This is a genomic window from Nonomuraea sp. WAC 01424 (assembly GCF_003947315.1).
Lineage (GTDB): Bacteria > Actinomycetota > Actinomycetes > Streptosporangiales > Streptosporangiaceae > Nonomuraea > Nonomuraea spiralis.
The window spans coordinates 348,702-374,482 of record NZ_QHHZ01000002.1; the positions used below are offsets into that span (position 1 = coordinate 348,702).

A 25,781-nucleotide genomic window follows, 5' to 3' on the forward strand; every position below is an offset into this window, starting at 1 on the left:
AAATTTCGGCATTGGGACCGATGTGACGGCTGAGGCTGCGGTGAATTCGAACTCAGGCGCCCGCGCCCACGCGGTACACGCTCACCTCGCCGGCCCCCGGCGCGACCACGTCGGCCACGATCACGGTGACGTTGTCGGGCGAGCCGCCCTCGTTCGCCAGATCGATGAGCCGCTGGACGGCGGCGGCCGGGTCTGCCACCGTGGTCAGCACCTCGTGCAGGACCTCGGGCCCGAGCACGGTCGTGAGCCCGTCGGAGCAGAGGAGGTAACGGTCATCAGGCTCGGACTCGCGCAGCGCCATGTCCGGTTCGGCCCGGCCCTCGCTGCCCAGCACACGCAGCACCATGGAACGGCGCGGGTGCACCGCGGCCTGGTCCTCGGTTATCCGGCCTTCGTCCACCATCGACTGCACAAGTGTGTGATCCTTGGTCATCTGATAGAGCGCGCCATCACGAAGCAGGTATCCGCGGGAGTCACCGAGATGAGCAAGGGCGAACCGGTAGCCGTCCCACAGCATGGCGGTCACCGTGGTCCCCATCCCCCGGCGGGCGGGGTCGATGTCGGCCAGTTCGACCAGTCTGCGGGCCGCCTCGTGCACGGCGCCCTCCAGGGCCGCCTCCAGGTCCGAGCCGGTCTCGGGAAGCGTGGCATCCAGCTCGCGCATGACGGCGATCGCCGCCGAGCTAGCCAGCTCGCCGGCCGCGTGGCCGCCCATGCCGTCGGCAACGACGAGCAACCGGCCACTCGCATAGCCGGAATCCTCGTTCTGCTCCCTGCGACGGCCCACATCTGATCCGGCGGCATAGCGGATGTTGTGCTTCATACCCAGCAGTAAATCATTGGTTGAAAGACTTCACAAGCAGATGCGCTGAAGACTCTTGTGAACTACTGTGGGCCTCATGAGCCACGACCCGACCGTGAACGCCGGGGACATCGCCCGGCTCGCGGGTGTCGGGCGTGCCGCGGTGAGCAACTGGCGCCGCCGCCACGACGACTTCCCCCAGCCGATCGGCGGAACCGCCAATCAGCCGCTGTTCTCGCTGCGTCAGGTCGAGTCGTGGCTGCGCCGCTACGGGAAGTCCTACCAGGTCTCGCTGGGAGATCGGGTGTGGCAACGCCTGAAAGCCGCCGGCGATCTGCGGCTGGGCGAGCTGGTCGCCCAGGCTGGAACGTTGCTGACCAGCGGCGAGAGCGAGTTGGAGCCCGAGCTGGCCGGGCTGGTTCTGGAGCTCGCCGAGCGGCACGACCCGCTGACGGCGTACGAGTTCCTCTGCGAGCGTTACCTGGAGGCGCACTCCCGCCAGCTGTCGGTGACCCGCGACGACGTGGCCGAGCTGATGCTGCGGATCGTACGCGCCGACGGCATCACGGTCCTCGACCCCGCCTGCGGCGTCGGCACGCTGCTCCTGCCCCCGGCCGGCGCGCTGCCCGACCCGCCGGAACGGTCCGAAGCCGTCCCGGCCGATCCCGCGCCCGGCGAGCCCGGCAACGGGACGAGCCGGGGCCGGCCCGCCCGGGTGCTCGGGCAGGAGCTCAGCGCGACCTCGGCCGCCATCACCGCGGCCCGCCTGCGGTTGCGCGGCATCCAGGCCGAGATCGTGGCCGGCGACTCCATGCGGGTCGACGGCTTCCCCGAGGTCAAGGCCGACGCCGTGGTGTGCGACCCGCCGTTCAACGAGCGGGCCTGGGGCTACGAGGAGCTGACCGGCGACCCGCGCTGGGAGCACGGCCTGCCGCCGCGCGGCGAGCCCGAGCTGGCCTGGGTGCAACACTGTCTCACCCACGTCAGGCCCGGCGGGCTGGTCGCCGTGCTCATGCCCCCGGCCGCCGCGAGCCGCAAGGCCGGCCGCCGGATCAGGGCCAACCTGCTGCGCGCCGGCGCGTTGCGGGCGGTGGTGGCGCCGCCGGGCTCCGACCTGTGGCTGCTGCGCCGTCCGAAGGCGGGCGAGCGGCCTCCGTCCGAGGTGCTCATCCTCGACGCGACGGCCGATCTGACGCTGGTGGAGCCCGCCTGGCTGGCCTATCTCGACGACCGCTCCGACCAGACCGTACGCATCATCGACCTGCTGGCCGACGAGGTCGACATGACCCCGGCCCGCCACCAGCGGCGCGACGACGTGGGCCGGGCGTTCGCGCAGGCCCGTGACCGCTTCCTCGCCGCCGCCGCGCGCCCGCCCGACCTCCAGGTGCTGGACCAGCCGCTCGTCCAGCCGTCCACGACGCTGGGCGACCTGATCAAGGAGGGCCTGGTCATCACGTCGCAGGCGCCGCCCAAGATGGCCGCCGACGGCGGTGACGTGGCCGTGCTCATGGCCGACGACGTGCTGAGCGGCAGCGCGCCCTCCGGTCTGACCGTCATGCAGCCCGGCCTGATCGTGATCCGGCCCGGCGACGTGGTGGCCTCCTACTCCAGCGTGCGGGTGATCGCCGACGGCGGCGCGGTGCTCGGCCCCCACCTGACCCTCTACCGGGTCGACGTCCGCAGGCTCGACCCCGACTTCCTGGCCGGCTTCCTGCGGGCCGCGGGCGGCCGGGTGACGACCGGCTCCAGCAGGTTCGACGTGCGCCGCACCCGCGTGCCGCGGTTGTCGCTGAAGGAGCAGAAGGCGTACGGGGAGGCGTTCAGGGCCCTGGCCGTGCTGGAGGACTCGTTGCGCGAGACCTCGACCCTGGGCCGTACCCTGATCAGACTCGGGCTCGACGGGCTGGCCGACGGCCACCTGCACCCGCAGTCCTGACGGTGTAGTTTTTCCCGAAAAGGCTGCGGGGAGGGGCGAATGGTCATCGGCGACCGCTATGAGCTCGACGACCTCCCTCTCGGTCAGGGCGGCATGGGAGCGGTCTACGCGGGCCACGACCGCCACCTCGACCGCAGGGTCGCGGTGAAGCTGCTCAGGCTGCCGAGCGGGCCCGATCACGAGCTGGAGCGCCGGTTCATCCGGGAGGCGCGCATCCTGGCCAGGCTGGAGCACCCGGGAGCGCCCGTGCTCTACGACTTCGGCACCCACGAGCAGCGGCTCTACCAGGTGATGCAGTTCATCGAGGGCGTCACCGTGGCCGACGTGGTCAGCGAGCACGGCCCGCTGCCGGTGCCCTGGGCGGCGGCCATCGCGGCGCAGGCGTGCGCGGTGTTGTCGGCGGCCCACGCCCTGGCGATCTGCCACCGCGACCTCAAGCCGACCAACCTCATGCTCTGTCCCGACGGCAGCGTCAAGGTGCTCGACTTCGGGCTCGCGCTGCTCAGGGACGCCGACGTCACCACGTTCACGAGGATCGGCCAGATCCTGGGCACTCCGGCGTACATGGCTCCCGAGCAGATCCAGCACGGTGTGGCCGAGCCGCGCAGCGACCTGTACTCGCTCGGCTGCGTCCTGCACGAGATGCTGACCGGGCGGCAGCTCTTCACCGGGCCGACCGACTACGTGGTCTTCGAGCAGCAGGTCAAGGAGCGCCCGCCGGCGATTCCCGGCCTTCCCGTCAAGCTGGGCGCGCTGCTGGCCGAGCTGCTGGAGAAGCAGCCCGAGAACCGCCCCGCCGACGCCAACGAACTGTACGAGCGGCTCACCCCCTTCGCCGTCGGGCTACCGATGTTGCCCGGCTTCCTCGCCGAGGCCCCGAGCCCCGGCCGCATGTACGCCCGCATGGTCGGCCGGGTGCTCAGCCGCTGACCGGCCACGCCCGCCCACGGCCGGCCGACCCCACCGTAGCGCACCGCCGCCGGTCCTGAACGCGCTCTCTCGCATAACGCCGATCGTTACTTAACCTCCGTTGACAGAGCCATGTGAGGGCCGCGAATCTGACGAGAGAGCGCTCTCTCACATCCCCCCGTTCTACCCAGGAGGGTTTCCATGACCCCTCGTATCCGGCGGCTCGCCCTGCCCGTGCTCACCGCGTCCCTGCTCGCGCTGGCGACGGCCTGCGGCGGCGGCGGAAGCCCGACCACGGAGGCGAGCGCCAAGCCCGGCGAGAAGATCAAGCTGACCATCGGCCTCTTCGGCGACTTCGGCTTCAAACCGCTCTACGAGGAATACAAGAAGACCCACCCGAACATCGAGATCGCCGAGGCCGTCACCCAGTTCAACGACCACCACAACAACCTGGTCAAGCGCCTGGCCACGAACGCCGGCGCGGCCGACGTCGAGGCCGTCGAGGTGGGCTACATCAGCACGTTCACCTCGCAGGCCGGCAAGTTCGTCGACCTCAAGCAGTACGGGCTCGACAAACGCCAGGGCGACTACCTCGACTGGAAGTGGCAGCAGGGCCTGAGCAAGGACGGCCGGCAGGTGCTGGGCCTCGGCACCGACGTCGGCGGCCTGGCCATGTGCTACCGCAAGGACCTGTTCAAGAAGGCCGGGCTGCCGGACGACCGGACCGAGGTCGCCGCGCTCTGGCCGACCTGGGAGCAGTACATCGAGACCGGCAAGAAGTTCGCCGCCGCGGACGTCGCCGGGGCCAAGTTCGTCGACTCCCCCGGCGAGATCTTCCGGGCCATGGTCAACCAGGCCCCCACCGGCCTGTACGACGCCCAGGACACCATCATCGTGGCCTCCAACCCCGACGTGAAGAAGGCGTGGGACCTGTCCAACCAGCTCACGCAGGAGGGCCTGACCGCCAAGCTGGCCGCCTTCTCCCCGCCGTGGAACACCGGCTTCGCCAAGGGCTCGTTCGCCACGATCATCTGCCCGGCCTGGATGACCGGGTTCATCCAGGAGCAGGCCAAGGACGCCTCCGGCAAGTGGGACATCGCGACCGTGCCGGGCGGTTCGGGCAACAGCGGCGGCTCGCACCTGATGGTGCCCAAGCAGAGCAAGCACCCGAAGGAGGCGGCCGAGCTGATCGACTTCCTGACCTCCAAGGAGAACCAGGCCAAGGTGTTCAAGGAGGAGGGCACGTTCCCGTCGATCCCGTCGCTGTACGACGACCCCTCGATCCAGAACTTCACCAAGCCGTTCTTCGGCGACGCCCCGATCGGCAAGATCTACTCCGAGGCCGCCAAGGCGCTCAAGCCGCAGCACCTCGGCCCCAAGGAGGCCGACGTACGGGTCGTGATCGGTGACGGGCTCGGCCGGGTCGAGCAGGGCAAGCAGACGCCCGACCAGGCATGGGCACAGGTCCTCCAGGACGTCCAGAAGATCAAATGAGTACGCTCCCGCTGTCGGCGCCGGCCCGGCGCCGGCGGCGTAGCGTGCGGCACACCCTCGACGTGAGGGTGTCGCCGTACGCCTACGTCGCCCCCTTCTTCCTGCTGTTCTGCGCCTTCGGGCTGTTCCCGCTCATCTACACGGCCTGGGTCAGCCTGCACGACTGGACCCTGCTGTCGGAGGAGCACACGTTCGTCGGCGCGAAGAACTTCCGCACGCTGCTGGCCGACGGGTACTTCTGGAACGCCACGTTCAACACGCTGTCCATCGGCGTGCTGTCCACCGTGCCGCAGCTCCTGCTGGCCATCTGGCTGGCCCACCTGCTGAACCGGCGGCTGCGTTTCCAGACCTTGTTGCGCGTCTCGATGCTGCTGCCGAACGTCACCAGCGTGGTGGCCGTGGTGGTGATCTTCAGCCAGCTCTTCGGCCGCGACTTCGGGCTGATCAACTGGGTGCTGTCGTGGTTCGGCATCGGGAACATCGACTGGGCGGCCGGCACCGCGACCTCGCACGTCGCGCTCTCCGTGATGATCATGTGGCGCTGGACCGGCTACAACGCGCTCATCTTCCTGGCCGCCATGCAGGCCGTACCGCGCGACCTGTACGAGGCCGCCACCCTCGACGGCGCGAGCAACCTCACCCAGCTGCGCCGGATCACCATCCCGATGATCCGGCCGACGATCATCTTCGTCGTCATCGTCTCCACGATCGGCGCGATGCAGATCATCGCCGAGCCCCTGCTGTTCGGCCAGAGCAGCGGCGCGGGCGGCGGCGTGGCCCGCGGCGGCCCCGACCGGCAGTTCCAGACGCTGGCGCTGTTCGTCTACGAGCAGGGCTTCACCAAGTTCGACTTCGGGTACGCCTCGGCGGCGTCCTGGCTGATGTTCCTGGTCGTGGTCGTCGCCGCCGGGGTCAACTTCCTGATCAGCCGGCGGGTGAAGGGCGGCACGCTGTGAGGCTGCGCTACCTGACCCTGATCGCGGTCGCCTTCTTCTCCGCCTTCCCGCTCTACTACAGCGTCGTGGTGGCCTCGCGGCACAACTCGGCGCTGGCCGAGGTCCCGCCGCCGCTGCTGCCCGGCGGGAACTTCGTCGCCAACGTCTCCCGCGTGTTCGACACCGTGCCCTTCGGGCTGGCGCTGCTGAACTCGGTCATCGTGGCGGGCTCGATCGCGGTCGCGGTGATGTTCTTCTCGACGCTGGCCGGGTTCGCCTTCGCCAAGCTGAGGTTCCGGGGCAGGAACGCCATGCTGGTGGTCACCGTGGCGACCATGATGGTCCCGGCCCAGCTCGGCATCATCCCGCTCTACCTGCTCATGGTGAAGCTGGAGTGGACCGGCACGGACTACGCGCTCATCGTTCCGGCGCTGGTCAACGCGTTCGGCGTGTTCTTCATGACCCAGTACCTGACGCGGGCGCTGCCGGACGAGCTGCTGGAGGCCGGGCGGGTGGACGGGTGCACGACGTGGGGGCTGTTCTGGCACGTCGTGCTGCCCGCCGCGCGGCCGGCGGCGGCCGTGCTCGGCATGCTGACGTTCATGTCGGCCTGGAACGACTACTTCTGGCCGCTGGTCGTGCTGAACCCGGACAACCCGACCGTCCAGGTGGCCCTGTCCACGCTGGCCAGCGGGTACGTCAACGACTACGTACTGGGCCTGGCGGGCACGGCGGTCGGCGTGCTACCGCTCGTGGCGGTATTCGTCCTGTTCGGCAGGCAAATCATCGGTGGAATCATGCAAGGAGCTGTTAAGGGATGATGTTTCCCGAGGAATTCGTCTGGGGAGCCGCCACGGCCTCGTACCAGATCGAGGGGGCGGTCAAGGAGGACGGGCGCGGCCAGTCGATCTGGGACACCTTCTCCCACACCCCCGGGAACGTGGCCGGCGGCGACACCGGTGACGTGGCCTGCGACCACTACCACCGCTACAAGGACGACGTCGGGCTGATGCGCGAGCTGCGACTCGGCGCCTACCGGTTCTCGGTGGCCTGGCCGCGCGTCCAGCCGGACGGTACAGGACCGATCAACGCCCGCGGTCTGGCCTTCTACGACAAGCTCGTAGATGAACTACTAGCCGCCGAAATTTCGCCGTATGTCACGCTCTATCACTGGGACCTCCCCCAAACCCTCGAAGACCGCGGCGGCTGGACGGACCGCGACACGGCCCACCGCTTCGCCGACTACGCCCAGGCCGTGCACGACCGGCTCGGCGACCGGGTCGGCGACTGGGCCACGCTCAACGAACCCTGGGTGTCGGCCTTCCTCGGCTACGGCAACGGCGTGCACGCGCCGGGCCGCCGCGACCCCGGCGCGGCCATGCGCTCGGCCCACCACCTGCTGCTCGGCCACGGCCTGGCGGCGCGCGGGCTGCGGGCGGCCGGGGCGCGCAGCATCATGCTCGTGGTCAACTCCGCGCCGGTGCTCACCCCGGCCCAGGTCAACGACCCCTCGGCGGTCGCCGGCGAGGCGGACGCCGCCGCCGCCGAACGCATCCACGCCCTGCTGACCAGGCAGTTCCTCGACCCCGCGCTGTACGGCAGGTACCCGGAGGAGGTCCTGGTGGCGGCGGCGCGCAACGGCGGTACCGAGCACATCCAGGACGGCGACCTGGAGCTGATCAACGCGCCGATCGACCTGGTCGGGGTCAACTACTACAACCCGTGCGTGGTCGAGTCCGGCCCCGGGCTGCCGGCCGACGCCGCCTGGCCGGGCTCGGAGGGGGTGCGCTTCGCGACGGCGGACGCGCCGGTCACCGCGATGGGCTGGCCGATCGTGCCCGACGGCCTGTCCCGGCTGCTCGTCCGGCTCTCGAAGGACTATCCGCAGGTCGGGCTCATGGTCACCGAGAACGGCGCGGCCTTCGACGACCTGGTCGAGGACGGGCGGGTGCACGACGAGCAGCGGGTGGCGTACCTGGACGGGCATCTGCGCGAGGTGCACCGGGCCGTCGAGCTGGCCGCCGACCTGCGCGGCTACCTGGTCTGGTCGTTGCTCGACAACTTCGAGTGGGCGGAGGGCTACCGGCGCAGGTTCGGCATCGTGCACGTGGACTACGCGACGCAGACCCGGGTGCCCAAGGACAGCGCCCTGTGGTACCGGGACGTGATCAGCAGGAACGGCCTGTAGATTTTTTCCGTGCTCTCCCTCTTGGTGCAGTCATGAGACGCCCGACGCTGGAGGCGGTCGCCGCCCGCGCGGGCGTCTCGCGCGCGACCGCCTCCAGGGTCGTCAACAACCAGACGACCGTCGCGCCGCACATCCGCGACGCCGTGCAGCGCGCGATCGACGAGCTGGGCTACGTGCCCAACTCGGCGGCGCGCAGCCTCGTCACCCAGCGCACCGACTCGATCGCCCTGGTCGTCAGCGAGCCGGGCACCCGGGTCTTCTCCGAGGACCCGATGTTCTCCACGGCGATCAGGTCGGCCAGCTACGAGCTGGAGGCGGTGAACAAGCAGGTCGTGCTGATGCTGGCCTCCTCGCCCAAGAGCCACGCGCGGGTGGAGCGGTACATCTCGGGCGGCCACGTCGACGGCGTCATGCTGATCTCGATGCACGGCGCCGACCCGCTGCCGACCGCGCTGTCACGCCTGCGCGTCCCCGTGGTCTCGTACGGGCGTCCGGCGGTGCCGGTCGACATCCCGTACGTCGACAACGACAACGTGGGCGGGGCCGAGGCCGGCGTACGTCACCTGGTCGGGTCGGGGCGGCGCAGGATCGCCACGATCGCCGGCCCGCAGGACATGATCGCCGGCCAGGACCGCCTGACCGGCTACCGCAACGTGCTGCGCGACTCCGACCGCCGTTCGATCGTGGCCGTGGGCGACTTCACGCGGGAGTCGGGCGCGGTCGCAATGCGCCAGCTCCTCGGCGACGACCCCGCCCTCGACGCGGTGTTCGTGGCCAACGACCTGATGGCGGTCGGCGCGCTCCAAGCGCTGCGCCAGGCGGGGCGGCGGGTGCCCGACGACGTGGCGGTGGTGGGGTTCGACGACATCGAGGCGGCCAAGTACACCGAGCCGCCGCTGACCACGCTGAGGCACCCGATCGCCGAGCAGGCGGCGGCCATGGTCCGGCTGCTGCTCGGCCTGTTCGAGGGCGGCTCGCGGGAGCCGGTGATCCTGCCCACGGAGCTGGTGGTCCGTGAGTCTGCCTGACCCCGCCGGGCCCCCGCGCGCGATCCCCGCGGACGAGGCCGTCGCCGCCGCCGTCGCGGTGGCCGAGGAGCACGGTGTCGCGGTGCGCGAGCCCGTGGTGCTGACCGACTCCTACAACCTCCGGATCCACCTGCGGCCGGCGCCGGTCGTGGCGCGGGTGCCCACGGTCACCGCCCTCGCCCGGCTCCGGCCCGCCGAGGCGATGCGGCGGGAGCTGGCGGTCGTGTCGTACCTGCACGGGCGGGGGGTGCCGGTCGTGCCGCCGAGCGATCTGCTGCCCGCGCGGGTGCACGAGCGCGGCGGGACGCCGGTGTCCTACTGGCGGTACGTCGAGCACGACGGGGCGCGGGCGGTCACGCCCGAGGTGTTCGGGCGGGCGCTGCGCGACCTGCACGAGGCGTTGCGTGGTTACCCGGGCGCGTTGCCACGTCTCGGGCCCGTTCTCGACGAGCCCGAGCACCTGCTCGGACTGCTCGCGGGCGAGCTGGAGCCGGACGTGCTGGCCCGGCTCGCCGGGGCCCGCGCCGGACTGGCGGCCCGGCTGCCGGACGGCGGGCAGGCCGTCCACGGCGACGCCCATCCGGGCAACCTGCTGGCCACCCCCGGCGGATGGTTGTGGAACGACTTCGAGGAGACCATGTCCGCGCCCGTGGGCTGGGACCTGGCCTGCCTGCTGCGGACCGTACGTCTCGACGGGCGCGCGGCCGTGCGCGCCTACGGCGCCGACCCCGGCGATCCCGGCCTGGCGGTGTTCACCGAGGCGCGCGCCCTTCAGGGGGTGTTGTGGACGCTGGTCAGGACGCTGCGCTTCCCCGAGGAGCGGCCCGAGGCCCGCGCCGCCCTCGACATGTGGCTGCGCGACCCCAGCGGCCGCACCCGCTGACCGCCCTCCCCTGTTTCCGGGTCAGCTCTCAGACGGGGACCACGCCGCCCGCCGGGCCGAGGAAGTAGCCGCCGGTGGCGTCGAGCACGTGGCCGGTGATCCAGCCGGCCTCCGGGCGGGCCAGCAGCGCCACGGCGCCGGCGATGTCGTCCGGCCGGCCGATGCGGCCGAGCGCGGTGACCTCGGTGACGCTCCGCTCGGCCGCGCCGTCGTGGTCCTCGCGCAGCCAGGCGTTCATGTCGGTCTCGGTGACGCCCGGGGAGACGGTGTTCACGGTGATGCCGCGCGGGCCGAGGATCGGGGCCAGGGTGAAGCCGAGCGTGTCGAGCGCGCCCTTGGTCATCGAGTAGACGACGTCCCGCCGTCCTCGAACGCGGCCTTGACCGCGTACGCCTGCCCGCCGGCGTTCTCGATCTCGGCGACCGTCTCCTTGGCCAGGTCGTCTATGCCCATATCCGGGATCTGCGGTATTTCGTGGCGGTCGCGGAGGAGCTGAGCTTCACGCGGGCGGCCACCGAGCGGCTGTTCATCTCCCAGCCCTCGCTGAGCAGGCAGATCAGGCAGCTTGAGCTGTCCATGCGGGCCAAGCTGTTCGACCGTGACCGGCGGACCGTGGCGCTGACCCCGGCGGGGCCCGCCGTGCTGCCGCTGGCCCGGCAGATCATCGAGCAGTGGGAGGGCGCGCGGCGGGCGGTGGCCTCGGCGCGTGAGGAGCGCTTCCGCCAGGTCGCCTGGGGTGACCCGACGGTCGGGCTGGGCGACGGGCAGGTGGACGTGGCCGTCGCCTGGCTGCCCGTACCGGACGACGGCGCGTACGACTGGACGGTGGTGAGCAGAGGTGCGGCGGGCCCGATCAGGTGGGGATGGTGGCGCGGGCCTCCTCGACATGGGCGGCGATACGGGTGGCGCCGCAGGAGTCGGCCAGGGCTCGGGCCTCGTCGGCGAGCGCCCGCGCCTCGTCGTGGCGCCCCTGGGCGGCGGCGATACGGATCAGCCCGACCTGGTTGGAGGCGACCCCGGCCGGAAGCCCGAACTCCCGCCGCAACCGGGACGACTCGGTCAGCTTCTCGCGTGCCTCGTCGAGCCGCCCGGTCCGGTGGGCCGCGATGCCCTGGTGCCTGAGCACCTCCGCGAGCGTGGCCTGGTCCCCCGCCTGCGCGGCCAGTTCCGCCGCACGTTCGAAGAGGGGCAGAGCGGTGTCGAGGTCGCCGTTCACGAGCTGGTGGTAACAGCCCTCCCAGAACGACGACTCGCCCTCTCCGCGCCGGTCGCCGAGCTCCCTGAACAGCCGGGTGGCCCGTTCGAACAGCGGCAGCTCGCGCGGGTCCGCCTCCTGGCCCGTCAGGAACCGCAGGTGCAGGATCCGGCCTCTGGCCAGGGACAGCTCGGCCTCCACCGCGTCCAGCTCGCGGTCGGCCGTGGCCGGCACTGTGTCGTCGCCGGCGTAGATGGCGCGCTCGTAGAGCTCTCTGGCCCGTTCGATCCACATTTTTCCAAATTTACGGGACGCAGTCGGCGGCGCGGGGGCGTACGAGGGAGGCGGACCCGTCAGTCGCGGGCCCGTGCCGTCGAGGCCCTGACCACCAGCTCCGGCTCGAACAGCAGCTCGTCGGCGGGCACGACCGCCTTGTCGATCTGGGCCACCAGCAGGTCGACCGCGGCCCGGCCCATCGCGTCGATCGGCTGGCGGACGGTGGTCAGCGGCGGATCGGTGCAGTTCATCAGCGCCGAGTCGTCGAATCCGATGACCGAGACGTCGCCCGGCACGGTCAGGCCCGCCCGCCTGGCCGCCCTGACCGTGCCGAGCGCGAGCAGGTCGCTGGCGCAGATCACGCCGGTCACACCCTGCTTGACCAGCCGGGCCGCGGCGGCGTGGCCGCCTTCGAGCGAGAACATCGTGTGCTCGACGAGCCCCGGGTCGCCGCCGCCGGCCTGGAACGTCTCAAGCTTGCGCCTGGAGGGCATGTGGTCCTTCGGGCCGAGCACCATGCCGACACGTTCGTGGCCGAGGGCGCGCAGGTGGGACAGGGCCATCTCGGCGGCCACCACGTCGTCGCAGGAGACCTGCGGGAAGTCCAGCCGCTCGACGGCGGCGTTGACCAGGACGGTCGGCAGCTTGCGCTCGTGCAGCAGCTCGTAGTGGTCGTGCGAGGCGTCGGCCTGGGCGTAGAGGCCACCGGCGAAGACCACGCCGCTGACCTGCTGCTGGAGCAGCAGATCGACGTAGTCGGCCTCGGAGACGCCGCCGACGGTCCTGGTGCACAACACGGAGGTGAAACCCTGCTGGGCCAGGGCGCCGCCGACGACCTCCGCGAAGGCGGGGAAGATGGGGTTCTGCAGCTCGGGGAGCACCAGGCCGACCAGGCGGGCGCGGTCGCCGCGCAACTGGGTGGGGCGTTCGTAGCCGAGCACGTCGAGCGCGGTCAGCACGGCCTCTCGCGTGGCGTCGGAGACACCCGGCTTGCCGTTGAGCACGCGACTGACCGTCGCCTCGCTCACCCCGACCTTCTTCGCCACCTCTGCGAGTCGTCGCGTCATGCGCAAACTATACGGCCTTCAGCGCAAGTGTTTGCGATCACTTACGTAGCCCCACCTGGCACTCCAACCCCGCCCGAGTACGGCCTTCAGCCCCGTTTTCCCGCGCCCACCGGGAAAAGTAAGGGCCACCTCACGACAATCGCCAGTCAAATGTTTGCGCAATCACGTCAAACGGTTGCAGAGTTCTGCGTCACAGCTCCGTCCTGGTCGGCAAACCCTGCCAGTCACTCACGCTCGTCATCGCCGCCGCGCTCAGCAGCGCGCCCCGGTGCAGCCGCTCCTGCGGGGTCAGCCCGTCGAGCGCGGCGCTGATGTAACCGGCCGCGAACGCCTCTCCCGAGCCCGCCATGTCCACGACGGGCACCTGAGGGGCGGTCACGTCGTAACGCATGCGGTCGGCGCGTACGCTGGCGCCCTTCACGCCCCGGTTGACCACGACCTCACGCTCGGGGGTGAGCGCGGGCTTGACCAGGTCGAGCTCGTCCTGGGCGAGGAAGAGCAGGTGGGCCTCGCAGGCCAGCTCGCCGAGCACCTCCTCGGCCTCGCGGACCGACGGCCACAACTCGGGCACGTAGTCCACCGAGAAGGAGATCATGATCCCGGCCGTCCTGGCCGCGCCGACGGCGGTGTGGACGGCGTCGAGCGCGTCCGGGCCCAGGGCCGCCGTGACGCCGGTCACGTGCAACATCTTCGCCGCGGCCACCCGGTCGACCGGCACGTTGCCCGGCGTCAGCCGCGACCCGGCCGAGCGGGTGCGGTACTGGGCCGTCACCGGCTCACGGCCGACGCGCACCTCCCTGAGCAACATCCCGGTACGCGCCCCCTCGACCACGCGCACGTCCCCGACGTCCACGCCCTCGCCCTTGAGCACGGTCAGTGCCCTGGCGCCCAGTTCGTCGTCCCCGACCCGGCCGGCGTACGCGCATCTGTGCCCGAGCCTGGACAGGGCGACGACCAGGGTGAGCTCGGGGCCGCAGACGTCCAGTCTGGCCTCGTTCTCGTGGCGCACCCGGCCGCTGGAGACAACTCCGAGGGGCTCACCGAGCGTGTAGACGTCCGTCATGGGCCAGACTGTAGTTGGTCACGCATGGGGCGATTGATTTTCTCGCATAACACCTGGTTAAGACCGTGATCAAATATTTTCTGTAACTTTAGCGAACCTTTCTCCCAATCTGTGGCTCAAAGTAGTAGAGGAAGCCGGCGCGCCCCGGTGCCGGCTTCGAGTCGATACGGGGAGAGGAATCAGCACCCTCATGAGAAAGATCGCAGTAGGAATCATCACCGCCTTCGTGGGCGGGGCCATGTTGGTCTCCGGCGCGGGCGCCGCCTCCGCCACCGCGACCAAGCACGCGACCGAGCTCAAGATCCGCGACATCACGCCCAACCCCGTCGTGGTCAAGGCCGGCAGCGAGACCACCGCGTACTTCGACATCGGCGCCAGCTCCGACGTCGAGAAGGTCACCCTGAGCGTCGCCCCGCAGGGCGAGTTCCGTACCTTCCGTGCCAAGGACGTCAAGGACCTTGAGGGCTGGCGCTTCGCCGTTCCGTTCAACGAGAACGACTTCGCCGGCAAGTGGAAGGCCACCGCCGTGGCCTTCGACAAGGACAACAAGCAGGTCGCCACCGACTCGGCGTTCTTCAGCGTCGAGGTCCAGAAGGGCAAGGCGGACACCCGCGTCTCGCGCTTCACGGCCGACCCGTACAAGGTCCGCCAGGGCCGTTCGATCTACTTCTCCGGTCGCCTTCAGGTCGACGACGAAGGCTGGGAGGGCCTGCGCGGCGAGAAGGTCAACGTCTACTACCGCGCCAACGGCTCCAGCGGCTGGAAGTGGGTCGCCTCCACCAAGACCAAGTGGGGCGGCAAGTTCTCCACCAAGACCCGCGCCTGGAAGAGCGGCACGTTCAAGGCCGTCTACGAGGGCAACGACGAGCTCAACGGCTCCGAGAGCCGTCAGGACTACGTCAAGGTCTACCGCTCCTGGCACCGTTGATCAATAAAGATCGACACTGATTGATCATTTCGAAGGCCCGGTCCCCCTGGTGGGGGGCCGGGCCTTCGCCATTCCCCGGCTCCTTTACCTTTACGCAGGTTTATCGATCAGTTGATCGCCGCATGGACAGTCCCATTTGCAAGCGCGCGTCGATCGACAGGAGCCCCCACATGCCGAACCCCCTGATCGCCCTCGTCCTGAGCCTGACGAGCACGTTGGGGACGGCGCCCTCGGTGCGGTACGAGCCCGCCGGCACGGCCCGCGACCAGCACGCCAGGAAGCTGCTGAAGGACAGCGGCGTGCTGCGGACCCGCCTCGACGGGGTCGAGGTGGTGGCACGTGGCTGCGACTCCCCCCGCGCCACCTGGAACGACGGCAAACGGCGGATCACGATCTGCTACTCGCTGGTCACCAAGATCAACCGTACGATCACGGGCATCTCCGAGACCGAGGAGGCCGACAGCCGTACCACCCCCGCCCGCGTCGACGGCGCCCTGGCCGCGCTCTACCACCACCAGCTCGGCCACGCCCTGGCCGCCCTCAACGGCCTGCCGGGCGACGGCGAGCAGGCCGACCGGTTCGCCGCGCTGACGCTGACCGCGCGCGACAGCCGTCACGTCGTGGCCGCCGCCGAGGCCCGCCACCTGCTGGCCGCGCACACCGACGCGGACCACCTGTCCGGGACCGCCGCGTCCGCCACGTTCGCCTGCCTCCTGTACGGCGCCGACCCGGCCAAGTACGCCCGCATCGCCAAGGGCGGCTGGGTTCCGGCCGAACGCGCCCCCTCCTGCCGGGCGGAGTACGACCGGGCCAGGTCGGATCTGGGATCCCTCGCCGTGAAAGTCGGGGCCTAGGGGGTACGTGCGGTGTATGGCTGAGGAGCTGCTCAGGGACTTCGACCCGTTCGACATCTTCGACACCGAGGCGGCCCGCCTCGACCGGTTCTTCGACGGGCTGGACGAGGCGGGGTGGGCGCGTCCCTCCCGCTGCGCGGGGTGGTCGGTGCGCGACGTGCTCGCCGACCTGGCCGGTGAGGAGGCCTACAACCACGCCTGCCTCGACGGGACCGTGCAGGAGCTGCTCACCCATGTGGCCGCCGAGGGGGTGACCGGGTTCAACGACTTCAACGAGTGGTCCGTACGGGAGCGTCGCGGCCTGCCCGTCGAGGAGGTGCTCCAGGAGTGGCGCACCAAGAACGGCGAGACCCGCGAGCGTATGCGCGCCCTCGGGCCGGACGCCCTGATCGACACCATGGCGGGCGCGTACCCGGTGGGCCTGCAGACCTTCCACTACGACTCCGAGTACGCCACCAACGCCGACGACGTCGGCGCGCCGGTGCGGGCGGAGGAGATCGACTACAGGACGTTCTGGCGAGTGGCCGTCGGGCGGTTCGTACTGGCCGAGCAGGATTCGAGGGCCCAGGTCGAGCAGACGGCCGAGCAGATCTGGGTGAGCGTCGACGGGGGCAGCACGTCGCTGTCGTACCCGGACTTCGTGGAGGCCACCGTGGGACGGCTGCCGACCGACGGGCTCGACCCGCGGGTCGCCGCCGCCCTGCGGTGCCTGGCGTGAGAGGAGACCGGCATGTGGCTGCGTAACCGCGAGGGCACCGAGCCGGTGACCGCGCGCAGCCCGCTGCGCGCGAGGCGGATCCTGTCGTGGATCGCCCTGATCGTCGCCGTGGTGGCGACGATCTTCTTCGTGGCCCGCGCGATGGCCACGGGAGAGCAGGTGTGGGTCTGGGAGGCCGCCATCGGCGCCGGCGCGGCGGCGGTGGCGGCCGTGGACCTGGCGGTGCTCAGGCACCGCCGCGACCGCGACGGACCGCGCTAGGCCGTCACGCGGTGAGCACCGCGCGGGGACGTCATGTGGTGAGCACGGCCAGCAGGAGCAGCACGATCACCACGCCCGCGACCGCGAAGATGATCCAGACGTGGGTCAGCGCCCACACCCGCAGCCGGTCACTGTAGGCCCGAGGGTAGTCGATCCCGTCGGACTCGATCTTGTTGATCGCCGCCACGCGCCGGGCCAGTTCGGGGTCGTCCCGTTCGAGGCCCTGCTCGATCTCAGCGAGGATGCGGCGTTCCCTTCCAGAGAGACCCATAGCGATCACCATTGCTCCCACGCCGGTGAGAGCCTTGTACCCACGAGTAGCCTCAGCATGCCCGCCGGCTTCCGCAGGTCCTCAGATGCCCCCCACATGCCGACGCCCCGGCCGCTCCGGCCTGAAAGGCAAGGAACGGGCGGGGGCGGGTCAAGTCTTGTACGACTATTTCCTGCCGTAGCGCTGGTTGAAGCGCTCGACGCGGCCCTCGGTGTCGAGGACGCGGCTGCGGCCGGTGTAGAACGGGTGGCTGGCCGACGACACGTCGACGTCCACGACCGGGTAGGTCCTGCCGTCCTCCCACTCGACGGTCCTGTCGCTCGTCAGGGTCGAGCGGGTGAGAAGGGCGAAGCCGGCGCTCGGGTCGCGGAAGACGACCGGACGGTACGAGGGGTGCTGGTTCTTCTTCATGCCCCCCTCAACCGGGTGACAATGGTTTTCATTCCCTTGCTTCCGGGTCCATTCCGAGCACGCTCCGGCCGCCGTCCACGGGGATCGTGGCCCCGTTGACGAACGAGGCGTCCGGCGAGAGCAGATGCGCCACGACCGAGGCCACCTCCTCCGGGGCTGCGACCCGGCCCAGGGGGTGCAGCCTGGCCATCTCTCGCTCGACGCCCACCACCTCGTCGGCGCTCCTGGAGGCCAGGAAGTCCTCGTAGCGTTCCGTGGCCACCGAGCCGGGCGCGACGGCGTTGACCCTGATGCCGTACCGGCCGTACTCGACGGCCAGCGACCTGGTCAGCCCCTCGATCGCGGCCTTCGCCGTGGCGTAGGGCAGGCTGCCGGGGACCGCCCTGGTGGCCTGGTGCGAGGTGACGTTGACGATCGCGCCGGGCGTGCCCGACGCGAGAAAACGGCGGACGGCGACCGCGCAGCCCACCAGCGCGAGGTCCAGGTTTGCCCCGATCAGCTCACGTACCTCGGCGGTCGGGGCGTCGTGCACGGAGGCGTCACGGAAGATCGCCGCGTTGTTGACCCAGCCCGCCAGCGTGCCGGCCTCCTGGGCCCGGTCGGCGGCCCAGGAGACCAGCTCCTCGTCGGCCGCGTCGCCGACCACCGGGACGACCCTGGGGCCCGTCCAGGACAGCGAGCCGCCGTCACGGTCGATGACGACGACCGTGTCCTTCTCGCCCAGGAGCCGCTGGACCACGGCCTTCCCGATGCCACGCCCGCCGCCGGTCACCACGTAGGAAAGACTCATGCCTCCGACGCTACTGCGCCCGGGGTGACCCGCATCACCGTGTTCCCAGGTGATGAACGGGCACGAACCAGGCGTGATCGCCGTACCCGGTCCGAGGTCGCAGGCCCGTGTGGTCGGCGCGCTCGCGATCACGCAGACGGCCGGTTACGGCGTGCTCTACTACGCCTTCTCCGTGTTCATCCCCCCGATGGCCCGGGACCTGCGGGCCGGGGTGGCCCAGCTCACCGGCGCGATCACGCTGTCTGTGCTGGTCTCCGCCCTGGTCGCGCCCGCCGTCGGACGCCTGCTGGACCGGCACGGCGGGCGTGCGCTGATGACCGCCGGGTCGCTGCTGGGCGGGCTCGCGGTGCTGGCGTGGTCGCAGGTGCGCACGGTGGCGCAGCTCTACCTGGTGTGCGCGGTGCTCGGGATCGCCTCGGCCATGGTGCTCTACGAGGCCGCCTTCGCGGTGATCGTCGCCACCTTCGACGCGCCGCGGCGGGCGCGCGCGCTGCTGGCCGTGACCGTGGTGGCCGGGTTCGCCTCCACCGTCTTCCTGCCGCTGACCGGGCTCCTCGTGGACCGGTACGGGTGGCGTCACGCGCTGGCCGTCCTGGCCGCCGGGTACACGCTGACGGCCGTGCCGCTGCACGCGCTGGCCGTACGGGGGCGGGGCTCGCCGTCGCCGCCCGCCGAGAGGCGGGAGATCGTCGGCTCGGCGCTGCGCGAGCGGCCGTTCTGGCTGCTCGTGGCCGCCTTCCTGGCCCAGACGGGGGCGGTGGCGGTCATGGGGGTGCTGCTGGTGACGTACCTGATCGCGCTCGGGCATCCGCCGGTGTTCGCGGCGGGCGTGGCCGGGCTGCTCGGGGTGCTGTCGGTGACCGGACGACTGGTCACGACGGGGTTGCAGGGCCGGTGGCCGGTGGCGCTGATCACGGCGGCGATGTTCGCCGTCCAGGGGGTGGCCGCGCTGCTGCTGCCGCTGGCGGGAGACAGCCGGGCGGGGGCCGTCGCGGGGGTGGTGCTGTTCGGGCTGGGGTTCGGGGTGGCCACGATCGCCCGTCCCGCCCTGCTCGCCGACCGGTACGGCACGGCCGCGTACGCGACGCTGAACGGCACGCTCGCCCTGCCCGTCACGATGGCCAAGGCGGTGGCCCCGCTGCTGTCGGCGGCGGTGGCGCAGGTCGCCGGGTACCCGGCGGTGATGGCCTCGGTGGCGGCGGCCTGCGTGCTCGGAGCGCTCTCGCTGGTGGCCTACGATCGTTACGGACGGGCGCGGGAGCAGGGCGACGCGCTGCCCGCCGAGCCGACCTGAGGCCCCCGGTCCGCCGTCGGCGGAACTGACGGAACGTCGGCCGACGACCACGTAAGGTAGCCGCATGGATACCCCCACCGAGGTTCTGCACCGCGTCTTCGGTTACGACTCGTTCAGGCCGGGTCAGCAGGAGATCATCGACCACGTCGTGGACGGCGGCGACGCGCTGGTGCTGATGCCCACCGGCGGCGGCAAGTCCCTGTGCTATCAGATCCCGGCCCTGGTGCGCCCCGGCGTGGGGGTCGTCGTCTCGCCGCTGATCGCGCTCATGCAGGACCAGGTCGACGCGCTGCGCGCGCTCGGCGTGCGGGCCGGTTTCCTCAACTCCACGCAAGACTTCGACGAGCGCCAGCTCGTGGAGGCCGAGTTCCTGGCCGGCGAGCTCGACCTGCTCTACCTCGCGCCCGAGCGGCTGCGCGTCGAGGCCACGACGCGCCTGCTGACCAAGGGCGAGATCTCGATGTTCGCCATCGACGAGGCCCACTGCGTCTCCCAGTGGGGCCACGACTTCCGGCCCGACTACCTCGCGCTGTCGGAGCTGCGCGAGCGCTGGCCGCAGGTGCCGCGCATCGCGCTGACCGCCACCGCCACCCCGGCCACCCACGCCGAGATCTCCAGCCGGCTCGGGCTCGACCAGGCCCGCCATTTCGTGGCCGGCTTCGACCGGCCCAACATCCACTACCGCATCACCGCCAAGAGCGACCCCAAGCGGCAGCTTCTCGACTTCCTGCGCACCGAGCACCAGGGCGACTCCGGCATCGTCTACTGCCTGTCGCGCTCGTCCGTGGAGAAGATCGCGGCCTACCTGGCCGACAACGGCATCGCGGCGGTGCCGTACCACGCGGGGCTCGACGCCCGTACCCGTGCCGCCCACCAGGCCCGCTTCCTACGCGAGGACGGGCTGATCGTGGTGGCCACGATCGCGTTCGGCATGGGCATCGACAAGCCCGACGTGCGCTTCGTCGCCCACCTCGACCTGCCCAAGTCGGTCGAGGGCTACTACCAGGAGACCGGCCGGGCCGGGCGCGACGGCCAGCCCGCGACCGCCTGGATGGCCTACGGCCTCCAGGACGTCGTCCAGCACCGGCGCATGGCCCTGGAGGGCGACGAGGCCCACCGCCGCCGCCAGGTGCTCCACCTCGACGCCATGCTGGCGTTGTGCGAGACCGTCGGCTGCCGCCGGGTCATGCTGCTCGACTACTTCGGCCAGAAGGGCGCCGAGCCCTGCGGCAACTGCGACACCTGCCAGACCCCGCCCGAGTCCTGGGACGGCACGATCGCCGCCCAGAAGGTGTTGTCCACCGTGCTCCGGCTGAAGCGGGAGCGCGGCCAGAAGTTCGGCGTCGGGCAGGTGGTCGACATCCTGCTCGGCAAGACGACCGCCAAGGTGCTCCAGCACGGCCACGACTCGCTGACCGTGTTCGGCGTGGGCACCGACCTCGGCAACGCCGAGTGGCACGGCGTGGTGCGGCAACTGCTGGCGCAGGGGCTGCTCGCGGTGGAGTCCGACCACGGCACGCTGGTGCTCACCGACGCCAGCGCCGACGTGCTGCGCGGGCAGCGGGAGGTGCCGCTGCGCCGCGACCCGGTCCGTCCGGCGTCGCGGGCGTCCAGGTCGTCCGGCGCTTCCGGGGCTTTCGGAGCCAAGGGCCAGCCGCCCGCCGACCTGCCCGCCGAGGCGGCGGCGGTGTTCGAACGACTGCGCGCCTGGCGGGGCGCCGTCGCCAAGGAGCAGGGCGTGCCCGCCTACGTCATCTTCCACGACGCCACGCTGCGCGAGATCGCCACGCTGTCGCCGTCCTCGCTGGCGGAGCTGAGCCGGGTCAACGGGGTCGGGGAGAACAAGCTCGCCAAATACGGGGAACAGGTGCTGGAGGTGCTCCAGGCCACCGCCGAAGACAGCTGACCGCCTCTCGCGGCCGGCTGGGCGCGGGTGCGGGGCGGGACGGGAGCGCGCGGTGGGAGTGCTGCGTGGGAGTGCTGCGTGGGAGTTCGGGGTGATGGCGACGGCCGCACGAAGAACGGTCGTCGCCACCACGTTGGCCGACCTGGTCGAGGCTCCTGGCCCGCGACCGGCCGGATGAATGCCGGGCCCCGTGTCCCTCTTTGATCGTACGGGGTGCCGCCGCCGATTGGGGGCCCGGTCACCCCGTCAGTTGGGGTCGCGGCCGAGGTAGGCGAGGAGGTGGTCCTGCGCGCTCCCGAGTGCGGGAGGCCGTCTCCGGGCGGCGAAGCGGACCGGGCGGTCCTGGTCGGTGACGAAGAGGTGGACCATGTCCAGCAGCTCCTCGGCCAGCGCGGGCGGGATGGGACGGCGTTCTCCGCAGGCGCGCGCGATGTCCCAGCCGTGCACGGCGATCTCGATGGCGCCCGCCACGGCCACCATCGGCGCCGTCATGGGCACGTTCCCCACGGAGATCACCTCGGTCCGGATCGTGCCGGCCCATGCCCCGAGCACTTCCGTGGCGCCGTCTCTGAGCAGCAGGGCGGGGTTGCACAGGGCAGGGTTACGCAGGGCGGGGCCGCCGACGGGAGCGGGGCCGCCGACGGGGACGGGGCTGCGGGTGGGGGCGACGTGGCCGAGGGCGGCCTCGTTCAGGGCCTCGAAGGAGTCCTGCATGTGGTCGAGCAGCGCCTGGAGATTCCAGCGGGCGCATGGGGTGGGGCGGCAGAGCACGGCGGGGCTGACCACGCGCAGGCTGCCCAAGGTGTAGTCGATGGCCCGCTCAAGCAGCGCCACCCCTGCCGTCAATGCCCGTGCCCGTTCGTTCATGTCGCCTCCTTCGGTGATGGAGACCGGGGGGAGGGTGGAAAATCATCGGCGCTGTCGGGGTTGGGGGCCGTTCCTTGTGGCGGCGGGAGGGGCGGCGCGAGGGTGCTGTCGGGGTTGGTGGGGGGCGCTTTCGAGGGCGGGGCCTTTCGTGACCTGCGGATCTTGTGCCAGGGGGTGACGGTGGTTCTGGCGGGCGTGGGCGCCATACGGCTGCGGGGAACCTTTCGGCCGGGTGGGCGGTAAGTGGGGCATGAGGATGGTGACGATGAGGCTGGCGGCCGTCCCGGTGGCGGCGTTGCTGCTGGTGGTGGCGGGGTGCGGGCCGGACGGCGACCATGCAGGCGCACCTGCGGCAAGCAACGGCACCACCGGCTCCGGAGCCGCGAGTGAGAGCACCGCAGGTTCCCGCGCTGTGGACGACCGTGCCACCGCCCCGGCGGCGACCTCGGGTCAGGCGCTCTCTCCGGGCATCAGCGTGAGCCCGAGCTCGGGACCCTGGGGTGGGACCGACCCGAGCGCAGCCCCCAGCGCCGACCCCACTGGCCGGACGGACTCCGGCCCTCCGACCGGTCCTGATTGCCGGGGTGGGCGTCGTGCGGAGGGTGGTGGGTTTCCGGAGGTGCGGGGAGTTTCTGGGGATGCGGAGGTGTGGGGGCTGGTGTTTGTTGATCGGCTCCCGGTTGCGCACGGTAAGCCGGTCAAGATTGTTTGGCGGATGACCGGGGAGGGGCCGCTCACGGTCAGGGCTTCCCTGCCCGACGGTACGACGGCCCGGCTCGACTGGGGGCCGGAGGAGCACGACGGATCGACGTGGCACCGTCCCGGGGACGAGTGGGGCACCGGGATCGTGTTCCCCAAGCGCGGCTGCTGGCGGATCGAGCTCAGCCGCACCCGCGGTACGGGCCACCTCTGGCTGCCGGTCGCCTAGCCGCGTACGCCCAGCGCCCGGTCCACGAATTCCTGGACGTCGTCGAGCACCTCGTCCTTGTTGGTCTCGTTGAACACCTCGTGCCGGGCTCCGGCGTAGATGCGTTCGGTGAGGTCGGTTCCCTTGACCGCCTCCACCCCGGCCCGGCTCCCGGCCGGCGGTACGAGGCGGTCGTCGTCGCCGTGCACCCACAAGGTGGGCAACGACCCGAACGTGCCGCCCTTGGCGATGGCGTCCAGCGTCGCCGCGAACGCCTCCACCGTGGCCCGCTTGAACGGCCCGTGCCAGACCAGCGGATCGTCCGCGTACGCCGCCCCGACCGACGGGTCGCGGGAGAGCGTGGCCGGGTCGATGGGGATGTCGGGCAGCTCGTCGAGGCCCATCAGCGCGGGGATGACCTCCCACTCGCCGATCACCGGGCCCGACAACACCAGCGCGGTCAGGCCCTCGCCGTAGCGCTGGGCGTACCGGCCGGCGATCAGGCCGCCCATGGAGTGGCCGATCACCACGACCGGTACGCCTGGATGGTCGGCCCTGGCGCGTTCCTCGACGGCGTGCACGTCGGTGACGACGTCCTCGAAGTCCTCGACGAGCACGCGTTCGCCCGCCGATCTGCCGTGGCCCATGTGGTCGAGGCCGTAGACGGCGGCGCCGTGCCGGAGCAGGCGGTCGGCGACATGGTCGTAGCGGCCGATGTGCTCGCCGTACCCGTGGACCAGGAGGGCGAGGTAGCGGGGGTGGTCGTGCGGCCATTCGCGGACGACGTTGAGCCCCCGCGTGCCGGTGAAGGTGTGCTCTCGCGACTCGGCCGTGATCGTCCTCTCCCATGCTGCCACGACGTCCGAAAACCGCTGACTTCCGCGGACGCGCCGGTGTTGTAGAGAGTATGGACATCCACACCATCATCGACAGCCCGCTGGGCGAGATTCTCCTCGTCGGCGACGGCACGGGACGTCTGACGCGCGTGTCGTTCGACGTCGGCGCGCCGCCGCCCGGACGCCGGGATCCGGCCGCGTTCGGGACGGCCGCGCGGCAGTTCGAGGAGTACTTCGCGGGCGGGCGTACCGCGTTCGACCTGCCGCTCGCCGCTCACGGGACGGCGTTCCAGCAGCGGGTGTGGGCAGAGGTGGCGGCGCTGCCGTACGGGAGCACGACGAGCTACGGCGAGCTGACCGCCCGCGCCGGAGCGGCGCGGGACCGCGTCCGCGCGGTCGGCGCGGCGATCGGCGCTAACCCGCTGCTCGTCGTGGTCCCCTGCCACCGGGTGGTCGGCGCGTCCGGCGCGCTGACCGGCTACGCGGGCGGCCTCGACCGCAAGCGCGACCTGCTCACCCTCGAAGGCGCGCTCCAGCCGCAGCTCTGGAGCGTGTTGTCATGACCGGTACGCAGGTGGCGCGAGCCGACTGGCAGCGGCTGGCCGGGGAGCTCGACGCCCACGGCTGCGCGCTGACGCCGCAGTTGCTCTCGCCGCAGGAGTGCGCGGAGATCTCCGGTCTGTACGACGAGCCGGGACGGTTCCGTTCCACGATCGACATGGCCCGCTACCGGTTCGGTTCGGGCCAGTACCGGTATTTCCGTCAGCCGTTCCCGCCGCTGGTGGAGGCGTTGCGGGCGGCGTTCTATCCCCATTTGCTGCCGATCGCCCGCGACTGGGCGGCCCGGCTGGGACAGCCCGCGCCGTGGCCGGACGACTTCGGCGAATGGCTGGACATGTGTCACGCGGCGGGCCAGACCAAGCCGACGCCCATCCTGCTGCGCTACCGCGAGAACGACTGGAACGCCCTCCACCGCGACCTGTACGGCGACCTCGTGTTCCCGCTCCAGGTCGTGATCGGGCTCGACCGGCCCAATGAGGACTACACCGGGGGCGAGTTCCTGCTGGTGGAGCAGCGGCCCAGGGCCCAGTCGCGGGGCACGGTGACCGTGTTGCCGCAGGGGCACGGGCTGATCTTCACGACCCGCGACCGGCCGGTGCGCTCCTCGCGCGGCTGGTCGGCCTCGCCGGTGCGGCACGGGGTCAGCACCGTACGTTCGGGGTTGCGGCACACCCTCGGCCTGGTCCTCCACGATGCGGCATGACGTACGGACACGATGCGGCGTACCAGCTGGTCGGCGTGGACGGCCGCGCCTACCTCAGCCCGGTGCCGGGGACGCTCGGCGGACACCGGCGCGCCCGGCTGTACGGACGGCTCGACTGCCCCTCGGCGCTGCGGGCCGTGGCGCGCGGCGGGTACGTCCGGCACCGCGTCTTCTTCGCCGACGCGGCCACGGCGGTGGCGGCGGGATACCGGCCGTGCGCGGTGTGCCTGCCCCGCGAGTACGCGGTCTGGAAGGCGGCCGGAGACCGGCGCGAGCTGGACGGCGTGCTCACCCTGCTGCGTGCCCAGCGACCGAGGGCGGAGGCCGTCGTGATCGGGCACGGTCGGGACGGCGCGCACCTGGGCGCGGCGTTCGCGGCCGCCTGGGAGGGGACGGTGCTGGCGGTGGTCGCCTGGCCGGAGACGGCGGCGTCGTGGTTGCGCCAGGCCAGGCGGTTCACGGCGGGCGCCCCCGACGCCTGGGTGGTCGCGGGCGCCCCGGCGGGATGGGCCGGGATGAGCGAACGCCTGCGGCGCAGCACGGACTGGGACCCGGACCGCACCTACGGCTTCGCGGCCACGGCCCGCGCGGTCGCCCTGGCCGGCCCTGGAACACTGGAAGGCATGCGCGGAGCCGACACGAGCGGCGAACCCTGGAAAATAGGACGAAACCTGATATATCGGGAACCATCGTGATCC

Annotated in this window: 28 protein-coding genes and 1 pseudogene; 19 read left to right on the plus strand and 10 right to left on the minus strand. The window is 71.3% G+C overall.

What is annotated here, in order from left to right; translation table 11 throughout:
* Positions 1 to 52 precede the first annotated feature (52 nt).
* Positions 53 to 823: a PP2C family serine/threonine-protein phosphatase gene (locus DMB42_RS06955; protein ID WP_125631807.1), complete on the minus strand. Its 771-nt coding sequence runs from the start codon at positions 821 to 823 to the stop codon at positions 53 to 55.
* Between the two features lie 76 nt (positions 824 to 899).
* On the opposite strand from DMB42_RS06955, the gene DMB42_RS06960 reads away from it, so the two are divergent.
* From DMB42_RS06960 to DMB42_RS06995, 8 genes are all read left to right on the plus strand, one after another.
* Positions 900 to 2,738, plus strand: coding sequence for a class I SAM-dependent DNA methyltransferase (locus DMB42_RS06960; protein WP_125631809.1), 1,839 nt, complete (start codon positions 900 to 902; stop codon positions 2,736 to 2,738).
* Between the two features lie 39 nt (positions 2,739 to 2,777).
* Positions 2,778 to 3,668, plus strand: coding sequence for a serine/threonine-protein kinase (locus DMB42_RS06965; RefSeq protein ID WP_125631811.1), 891 nt, complete (start codon positions 2,778 to 2,780; stop codon positions 3,666 to 3,668).
* Positions 3,669 to 3,848: 180 nt separating this feature from the next.
* Complete coding sequence (locus tag DMB42_RS06970) at positions 3,849 to 5,141, plus strand: ABC transporter substrate-binding protein (RefSeq protein WP_125631813.1); 1,293 nt, start codon at positions 3,849 to 3,851, stop codon at positions 5,139 to 5,141.
* Positions 5,138 to 6,097: a carbohydrate ABC transporter permease gene (locus DMB42_RS06975; RefSeq protein WP_125631815.1), complete on the plus strand. Its 960-nt coding sequence runs from the start codon at positions 5,138 to 5,140 to the stop codon at positions 6,095 to 6,097. Before DMB42_RS06970 ends, DMB42_RS06975 begins: the two co-directional genes overlap by 4 nt.
* Positions 6,094 to 6,897 carry a carbohydrate ABC transporter permease gene (locus DMB42_RS06980; RefSeq protein WP_125631817.1) on the plus strand — a complete coding sequence of 268 codons (804 nt, stop codon included), beginning with the start codon at positions 6,094 to 6,096 and terminating at the stop codon, positions 6,895 to 6,897. Before DMB42_RS06975 ends, DMB42_RS06980 begins: the two co-directional genes overlap by 4 nt.
* Positions 6,894 to 8,264, plus strand: coding sequence for a GH1 family beta-glucosidase (locus DMB42_RS06985; protein ID WP_125631819.1), 1,371 nt, complete (start codon positions 6,894 to 6,896; stop codon positions 8,262 to 8,264). Before DMB42_RS06980 ends, DMB42_RS06985 begins: the two co-directional genes overlap by 4 nt.
* A gap of 32 nt (positions 8,265 to 8,296) precedes the next feature.
* The gene (locus DMB42_RS06990) at positions 8,297 to 9,292 is read left to right on the plus strand and encodes a LacI family DNA-binding transcriptional regulator (RefSeq protein WP_125631821.1); all 996 of its coding nucleotides are present in this window, start codon (positions 8,297 to 8,299) and stop codon (positions 9,290 to 9,292) included.
* Positions 9,279 to 10,175, plus strand: a complete 897-nt coding sequence (locus DMB42_RS06995; RefSeq protein ID WP_125631823.1) for an aminoglycoside phosphotransferase family protein — start codon at positions 9,279 to 9,281, stop codon at positions 10,173 to 10,175. Before DMB42_RS06990 ends, DMB42_RS06995 begins: the two co-directional genes overlap by 14 nt.
* Positions 10,176 to 10,203: 28 nt before the next feature.
* Here DMB42_RS06995 and DMB42_RS07000 read toward each other — a convergent pair whose 3' ends face one another.
* Positions 10,204 to 10,518 carry an SDR family NAD(P)-dependent oxidoreductase gene (locus DMB42_RS07000; protein WP_125631825.1) on the minus strand — a complete coding sequence of 105 codons (315 nt, stop codon included), beginning with the start codon at positions 10,516 to 10,518 and terminating at the stop codon, positions 10,204 to 10,206.
* Positions 10,519 to 10,649: 131 nt separating this feature from the next.
* On the opposite strand from DMB42_RS07000, the pseudogene DMB42_RS54125 reads away from it, so the two are divergent.
* Positions 10,650 to 10,748, plus strand: a pseudogene (locus tag DMB42_RS54125) (LysR family transcriptional regulator); the annotation flags it as partial.
* 280 nt (positions 10,749 to 11,028) lie between these two features.
* On the opposite strand, the gene DMB42_RS07010 reads toward DMB42_RS54125, so the two are convergent.
* From DMB42_RS07010 to DMB42_RS07020, 3 genes are all read right to left on the minus strand, one after another.
* Entirely contained in the window at positions 11,029 to 11,664 is a 636-nt protein-coding gene (locus tag DMB42_RS07010) for a tetratricopeptide repeat protein (protein ID WP_125631827.1), read from the minus strand.
* Positions 11,665 to 11,723: 59 nt separating this feature from the next.
* Positions 11,724 to 12,713, minus strand: a complete 990-nt coding sequence (locus DMB42_RS07015; protein ID WP_125631829.1) for a LacI family DNA-binding transcriptional regulator — start codon at positions 12,711 to 12,713, stop codon at positions 11,724 to 11,726.
* Positions 12,714 to 12,903: 190 nt separating this feature from the next.
* Complete coding sequence (locus DMB42_RS07020) at positions 12,904 to 13,776, minus strand: sugar kinase (protein WP_125631831.1); 873 nt, start codon at positions 13,774 to 13,776, stop codon at positions 12,904 to 12,906.
* 190 nt (positions 13,777 to 13,966) lie between these two features.
* On the opposite strand from DMB42_RS07020, the gene DMB42_RS07025 reads away from it, so the two are divergent.
* From DMB42_RS07025 to DMB42_RS07040, 4 genes are all read left to right on the plus strand, one after another.
* Positions 13,967 to 14,704 carry a hypothetical protein gene (locus tag DMB42_RS07025; protein WP_125631833.1) on the plus strand — a complete coding sequence of 246 codons (738 nt, stop codon included), beginning with the start codon at positions 13,967 to 13,969 and terminating at the stop codon, positions 14,702 to 14,704.
* 170 nt (positions 14,705 to 14,874) lie between these two features.
* Complete coding sequence (locus DMB42_RS07030) at positions 14,875 to 15,558, plus strand: DUF4344 domain-containing metallopeptidase (protein ID WP_185844497.1); 684 nt, start codon at positions 14,875 to 14,877, stop codon at positions 15,556 to 15,558.
* 16 nt (positions 15,559 to 15,574) lie between these two features.
* Positions 15,575 to 16,276: a maleylpyruvate isomerase N-terminal domain-containing protein gene (locus DMB42_RS07035; protein WP_125631837.1), complete on the plus strand. Its 702-nt coding sequence runs from the start codon at positions 15,575 to 15,577 to the stop codon at positions 16,274 to 16,276.
* A 12-nt stretch (positions 16,277 to 16,288) separates the two neighbouring features.
* Positions 16,289 to 16,537 carry a DUF6343 family protein gene (locus DMB42_RS07040; RefSeq protein ID WP_125631839.1) on the plus strand — a complete coding sequence of 83 codons (249 nt, stop codon included), beginning with the start codon at positions 16,289 to 16,291 and terminating at the stop codon, positions 16,535 to 16,537.
* Between the two features lie 31 nt (positions 16,538 to 16,568).
* On the opposite strand, the gene DMB42_RS07045 is transcribed toward DMB42_RS07040, so the two are convergent.
* The 3 genes from DMB42_RS07045 to DMB42_RS07055 form a co-directional block, all read right to left on the minus strand.
* Positions 16,569 to 16,808, minus strand: coding sequence for a DUF3040 domain-containing protein (locus DMB42_RS07045; RefSeq protein ID WP_125631840.1), 240 nt, complete (start codon positions 16,806 to 16,808; stop codon positions 16,569 to 16,571).
* A 165-nt stretch (positions 16,809 to 16,973) separates the two neighbouring features.
* On the minus strand, positions 16,974 to 17,219 hold the full coding sequence (locus DMB42_RS07050) for a type B 50S ribosomal protein L31 (protein WP_125631842.1): 246 nt from the start codon (positions 17,217 to 17,219) through the stop codon (positions 16,974 to 16,976).
* Positions 17,220 to 17,247: 28 nt separating this feature from the next.
* Positions 17,248 to 18,009 carry an SDR family NAD(P)-dependent oxidoreductase gene (locus DMB42_RS07055; RefSeq protein ID WP_125631844.1) on the minus strand — a complete coding sequence of 254 codons (762 nt, stop codon included), beginning with the start codon at positions 18,007 to 18,009 and terminating at the stop codon, positions 17,248 to 17,250.
* 52 nt (positions 18,010 to 18,061) lie between these two features.
* Here DMB42_RS07055 and DMB42_RS07060 point away from each other — a divergent pair, with 52 nt between their 5' ends.
* Together DMB42_RS07060 and recQ are read left to right on the plus strand one after the other, a co-directional pair.
* Positions 18,062 to 19,303, plus strand: a complete 1,242-nt coding sequence (locus DMB42_RS07060; RefSeq protein WP_185844550.1) for an MFS transporter — start codon at positions 18,062 to 18,064, stop codon at positions 19,301 to 19,303.
* 64 nt (positions 19,304 to 19,367) lie between these two features.
* Entirely contained in the window at positions 19,368 to 21,209 is a 1,842-nt protein-coding gene (gene recQ, locus DMB42_RS07065) for a DNA helicase RecQ (protein ID WP_125631846.1), read from the plus strand.
* Positions 21,210 to 21,455: 246 nt separating this feature from the next.
* Here recQ and DMB42_RS07070 read toward each other — a convergent pair whose 3' ends face one another.
* Entirely contained in the window at positions 21,456 to 22,076 is a 621-nt protein-coding gene (locus tag DMB42_RS07070; protein ID WP_125631848.1) for a TIGR03086 family metal-binding protein, read from the minus strand.
* Between the two features lie 715 nt (positions 22,077 to 22,791).
* Between DMB42_RS07070 and DMB42_RS07075 the strand changes: the two genes are divergently transcribed.
* Positions 22,792 to 23,004, plus strand: a complete 213-nt coding sequence (locus DMB42_RS07075) for a hypothetical protein (RefSeq protein WP_125631850.1) — start codon at positions 22,792 to 22,794, stop codon at positions 23,002 to 23,004.
* On the opposite strand, the gene DMB42_RS07080 is transcribed toward DMB42_RS07075, so the two are convergent.
* On the minus strand, positions 23,001 to 23,840 hold the full coding sequence (locus tag DMB42_RS07080) for an alpha/beta hydrolase (RefSeq protein WP_260477539.1): 840 nt from the start codon (positions 23,838 to 23,840) through the stop codon (positions 23,001 to 23,003). The genes DMB42_RS07075 and DMB42_RS07080 overlap by 4 nt on opposite strands.
* Positions 23,841 to 23,890: 50 nt before the next feature.
* Here DMB42_RS07080 and DMB42_RS07085 point away from each other — a divergent pair, with 50 nt between their 5' ends.
* Genes DMB42_RS07085 through DMB42_RS54810 form a run of 3 tightly spaced genes read left to right on the plus strand, consistent with a single transcriptional unit; the run spans position 23,891 to position 25,778 of the window.
* The gene (locus tag DMB42_RS07085) at positions 23,891 to 24,382 is read left to right on the plus strand and encodes a methylated-DNA--[protein]-cysteine S-methyltransferase (RefSeq protein ID WP_125631852.1); all 492 of its coding nucleotides are present in this window, start codon (positions 23,891 to 23,893) and stop codon (positions 24,380 to 24,382) included.
* Positions 24,379 to 25,083, plus strand: coding sequence for a 2OG-Fe(II) oxygenase (locus DMB42_RS07090; RefSeq protein WP_125631853.1), 705 nt, complete (start codon positions 24,379 to 24,381; stop codon positions 25,081 to 25,083). Before DMB42_RS07085 ends, DMB42_RS07090 begins: the two co-directional genes overlap by 4 nt.
* A complete protein-coding gene (locus DMB42_RS54810; protein WP_260477540.1) occupies positions 25,080 to 25,778 on the plus strand; it encodes an Ada metal-binding domain-containing protein in 699 nt (232 codons plus the stop codon). Before DMB42_RS07090 ends, DMB42_RS54810 begins: the two co-directional genes overlap by 4 nt.
* The last annotated feature ends 3 nt before the right edge of the window (positions 25,779 to 25,781 follow it).

Excerpts from the sequence above, each read along its gene's own strand:
- DMB42_RS07085 (WP_125631852.1), top strand. The coding sequence starts at position 23,891 with ATGGACATCCACACCATCATCGACAGCCCGCTGGGCGAGATTCTCCTC.
- DMB42_RS06955 (WP_125631807.1), bottom strand. The coding sequence starts at position 823 with ATGAAGCACAACATCCGCTATGCCGCCGGATCAGATGTGGGCCGTCGC.
- DMB42_RS06990 (WP_125631821.1), top strand. The coding sequence starts at position 8,297 with ATGAGACGCCCGACGCTGGAGGCGGTCGCCGCCCGCGCGGGCGTCTCG.
- DMB42_RS07090 (WP_125631853.1), top strand. The coding sequence starts at position 24,379 with ATGACCGGTACGCAGGTGGCGCGAGCCGACTGGCAGCGGCTGGCCGGG.
- DMB42_RS07000 (WP_125631825.1), bottom strand. The coding sequence starts at position 10,518 with ATGACCAAGGGCGCGCTCGACACGCTCGGCTTCACCCTGGCCCCGATC.
- DMB42_RS07045 (WP_125631840.1), bottom strand. The coding sequence starts at position 16,808 with ATGGGTCTCTCTGGAAGGGAACGCCGCATCCTCGCTGAGATCGAGCAG.
- DMB42_RS54810 (WP_260477540.1), top strand. The coding sequence starts at position 25,080 with ATGACGTACGGACACGATGCGGCGTACCAGCTGGTCGGCGTGGACGGC.
- DMB42_RS07040 (WP_125631839.1), top strand. The coding sequence starts at position 16,289 with ATGTGGCTGCGTAACCGCGAGGGCACCGAGCCGGTGACCGCGCGCAGC.
- DMB42_RS07010 (WP_125631827.1), bottom strand. The coding sequence starts at position 11,664 with ATGTGGATCGAACGGGCCAGAGAGCTCTACGAGCGCGCCATCTACGCC.
- DMB42_RS07030 (WP_185844497.1), top strand. The coding sequence starts at position 14,875 with ATGCCGAACCCCCTGATCGCCCTCGTCCTGAGCCTGACGAGCACGTTG.
- DMB42_RS07050 (WP_125631842.1), bottom strand. The coding sequence starts at position 17,219 with ATGAAGAAGAACCAGCACCCCTCGTACCGTCCGGTCGTCTTCCGCGAC.
- DMB42_RS07015 (WP_125631829.1), bottom strand. The coding sequence starts at position 12,713 with ATGACGCGACGACTCGCAGAGGTGGCGAAGAAGGTCGGGGTGAGCGAG.
- DMB42_RS07035 (WP_125631837.1), top strand. The coding sequence starts at position 15,575 with ATGGCTGAGGAGCTGCTCAGGGACTTCGACCCGTTCGACATCTTCGAC.
- DMB42_RS07075 (WP_125631850.1), top strand. The coding sequence starts at position 22,792 with ATGACCGGGGAGGGGCCGCTCACGGTCAGGGCTTCCCTGCCCGACGGT.
- DMB42_RS07025 (WP_125631833.1), top strand. The coding sequence starts at position 13,967 with ATGAGAAAGATCGCAGTAGGAATCATCACCGCCTTCGTGGGCGGGGCC.
- DMB42_RS06965 (WP_125631811.1), top strand. The coding sequence starts at position 2,778 with ATGGTCATCGGCGACCGCTATGAGCTCGACGACCTCCCTCTCGGTCAG.
- DMB42_RS07060 (WP_185844550.1), top strand. The coding sequence starts at position 18,062 with ATGAACGGGCACGAACCAGGCGTGATCGCCGTACCCGGTCCGAGGTCG.
- DMB42_RS07055 (WP_125631844.1), bottom strand. The coding sequence starts at position 18,009 with ATGAGTCTTTCCTACGTGGTGACCGGCGGCGGGCGTGGCATCGGGAAG.
- DMB42_RS06970 (WP_125631813.1), top strand. The coding sequence starts at position 3,849 with ATGACCCCTCGTATCCGGCGGCTCGCCCTGCCCGTGCTCACCGCGTCC.
- DMB42_RS06985 (WP_125631819.1), top strand. The coding sequence starts at position 6,894 with ATGATGTTTCCCGAGGAATTCGTCTGGGGAGCCGCCACGGCCTCGTAC.
- DMB42_RS07020 (WP_125631831.1), bottom strand. The coding sequence starts at position 13,776 with ATGACGGACGTCTACACGCTCGGTGAGCCCCTCGGAGTTGTCTCCAGC.
- recQ (WP_125631846.1), top strand. The coding sequence starts at position 19,368 with ATGGATACCCCCACCGAGGTTCTGCACCGCGTCTTCGGTTACGACTCG.
- DMB42_RS06960 (WP_125631809.1), top strand. The coding sequence starts at position 900 with ATGAGCCACGACCCGACCGTGAACGCCGGGGACATCGCCCGGCTCGCG.
- DMB42_RS06975 (WP_125631815.1), top strand. The coding sequence starts at position 5,138 with ATGAGTACGCTCCCGCTGTCGGCGCCGGCCCGGCGCCGGCGGCGTAGC.
- DMB42_RS07070 (WP_125631848.1), bottom strand. The coding sequence starts at position 22,076 with ATGAACGAACGGGCACGGGCATTGACGGCAGGGGTGGCGCTGCTTGAG.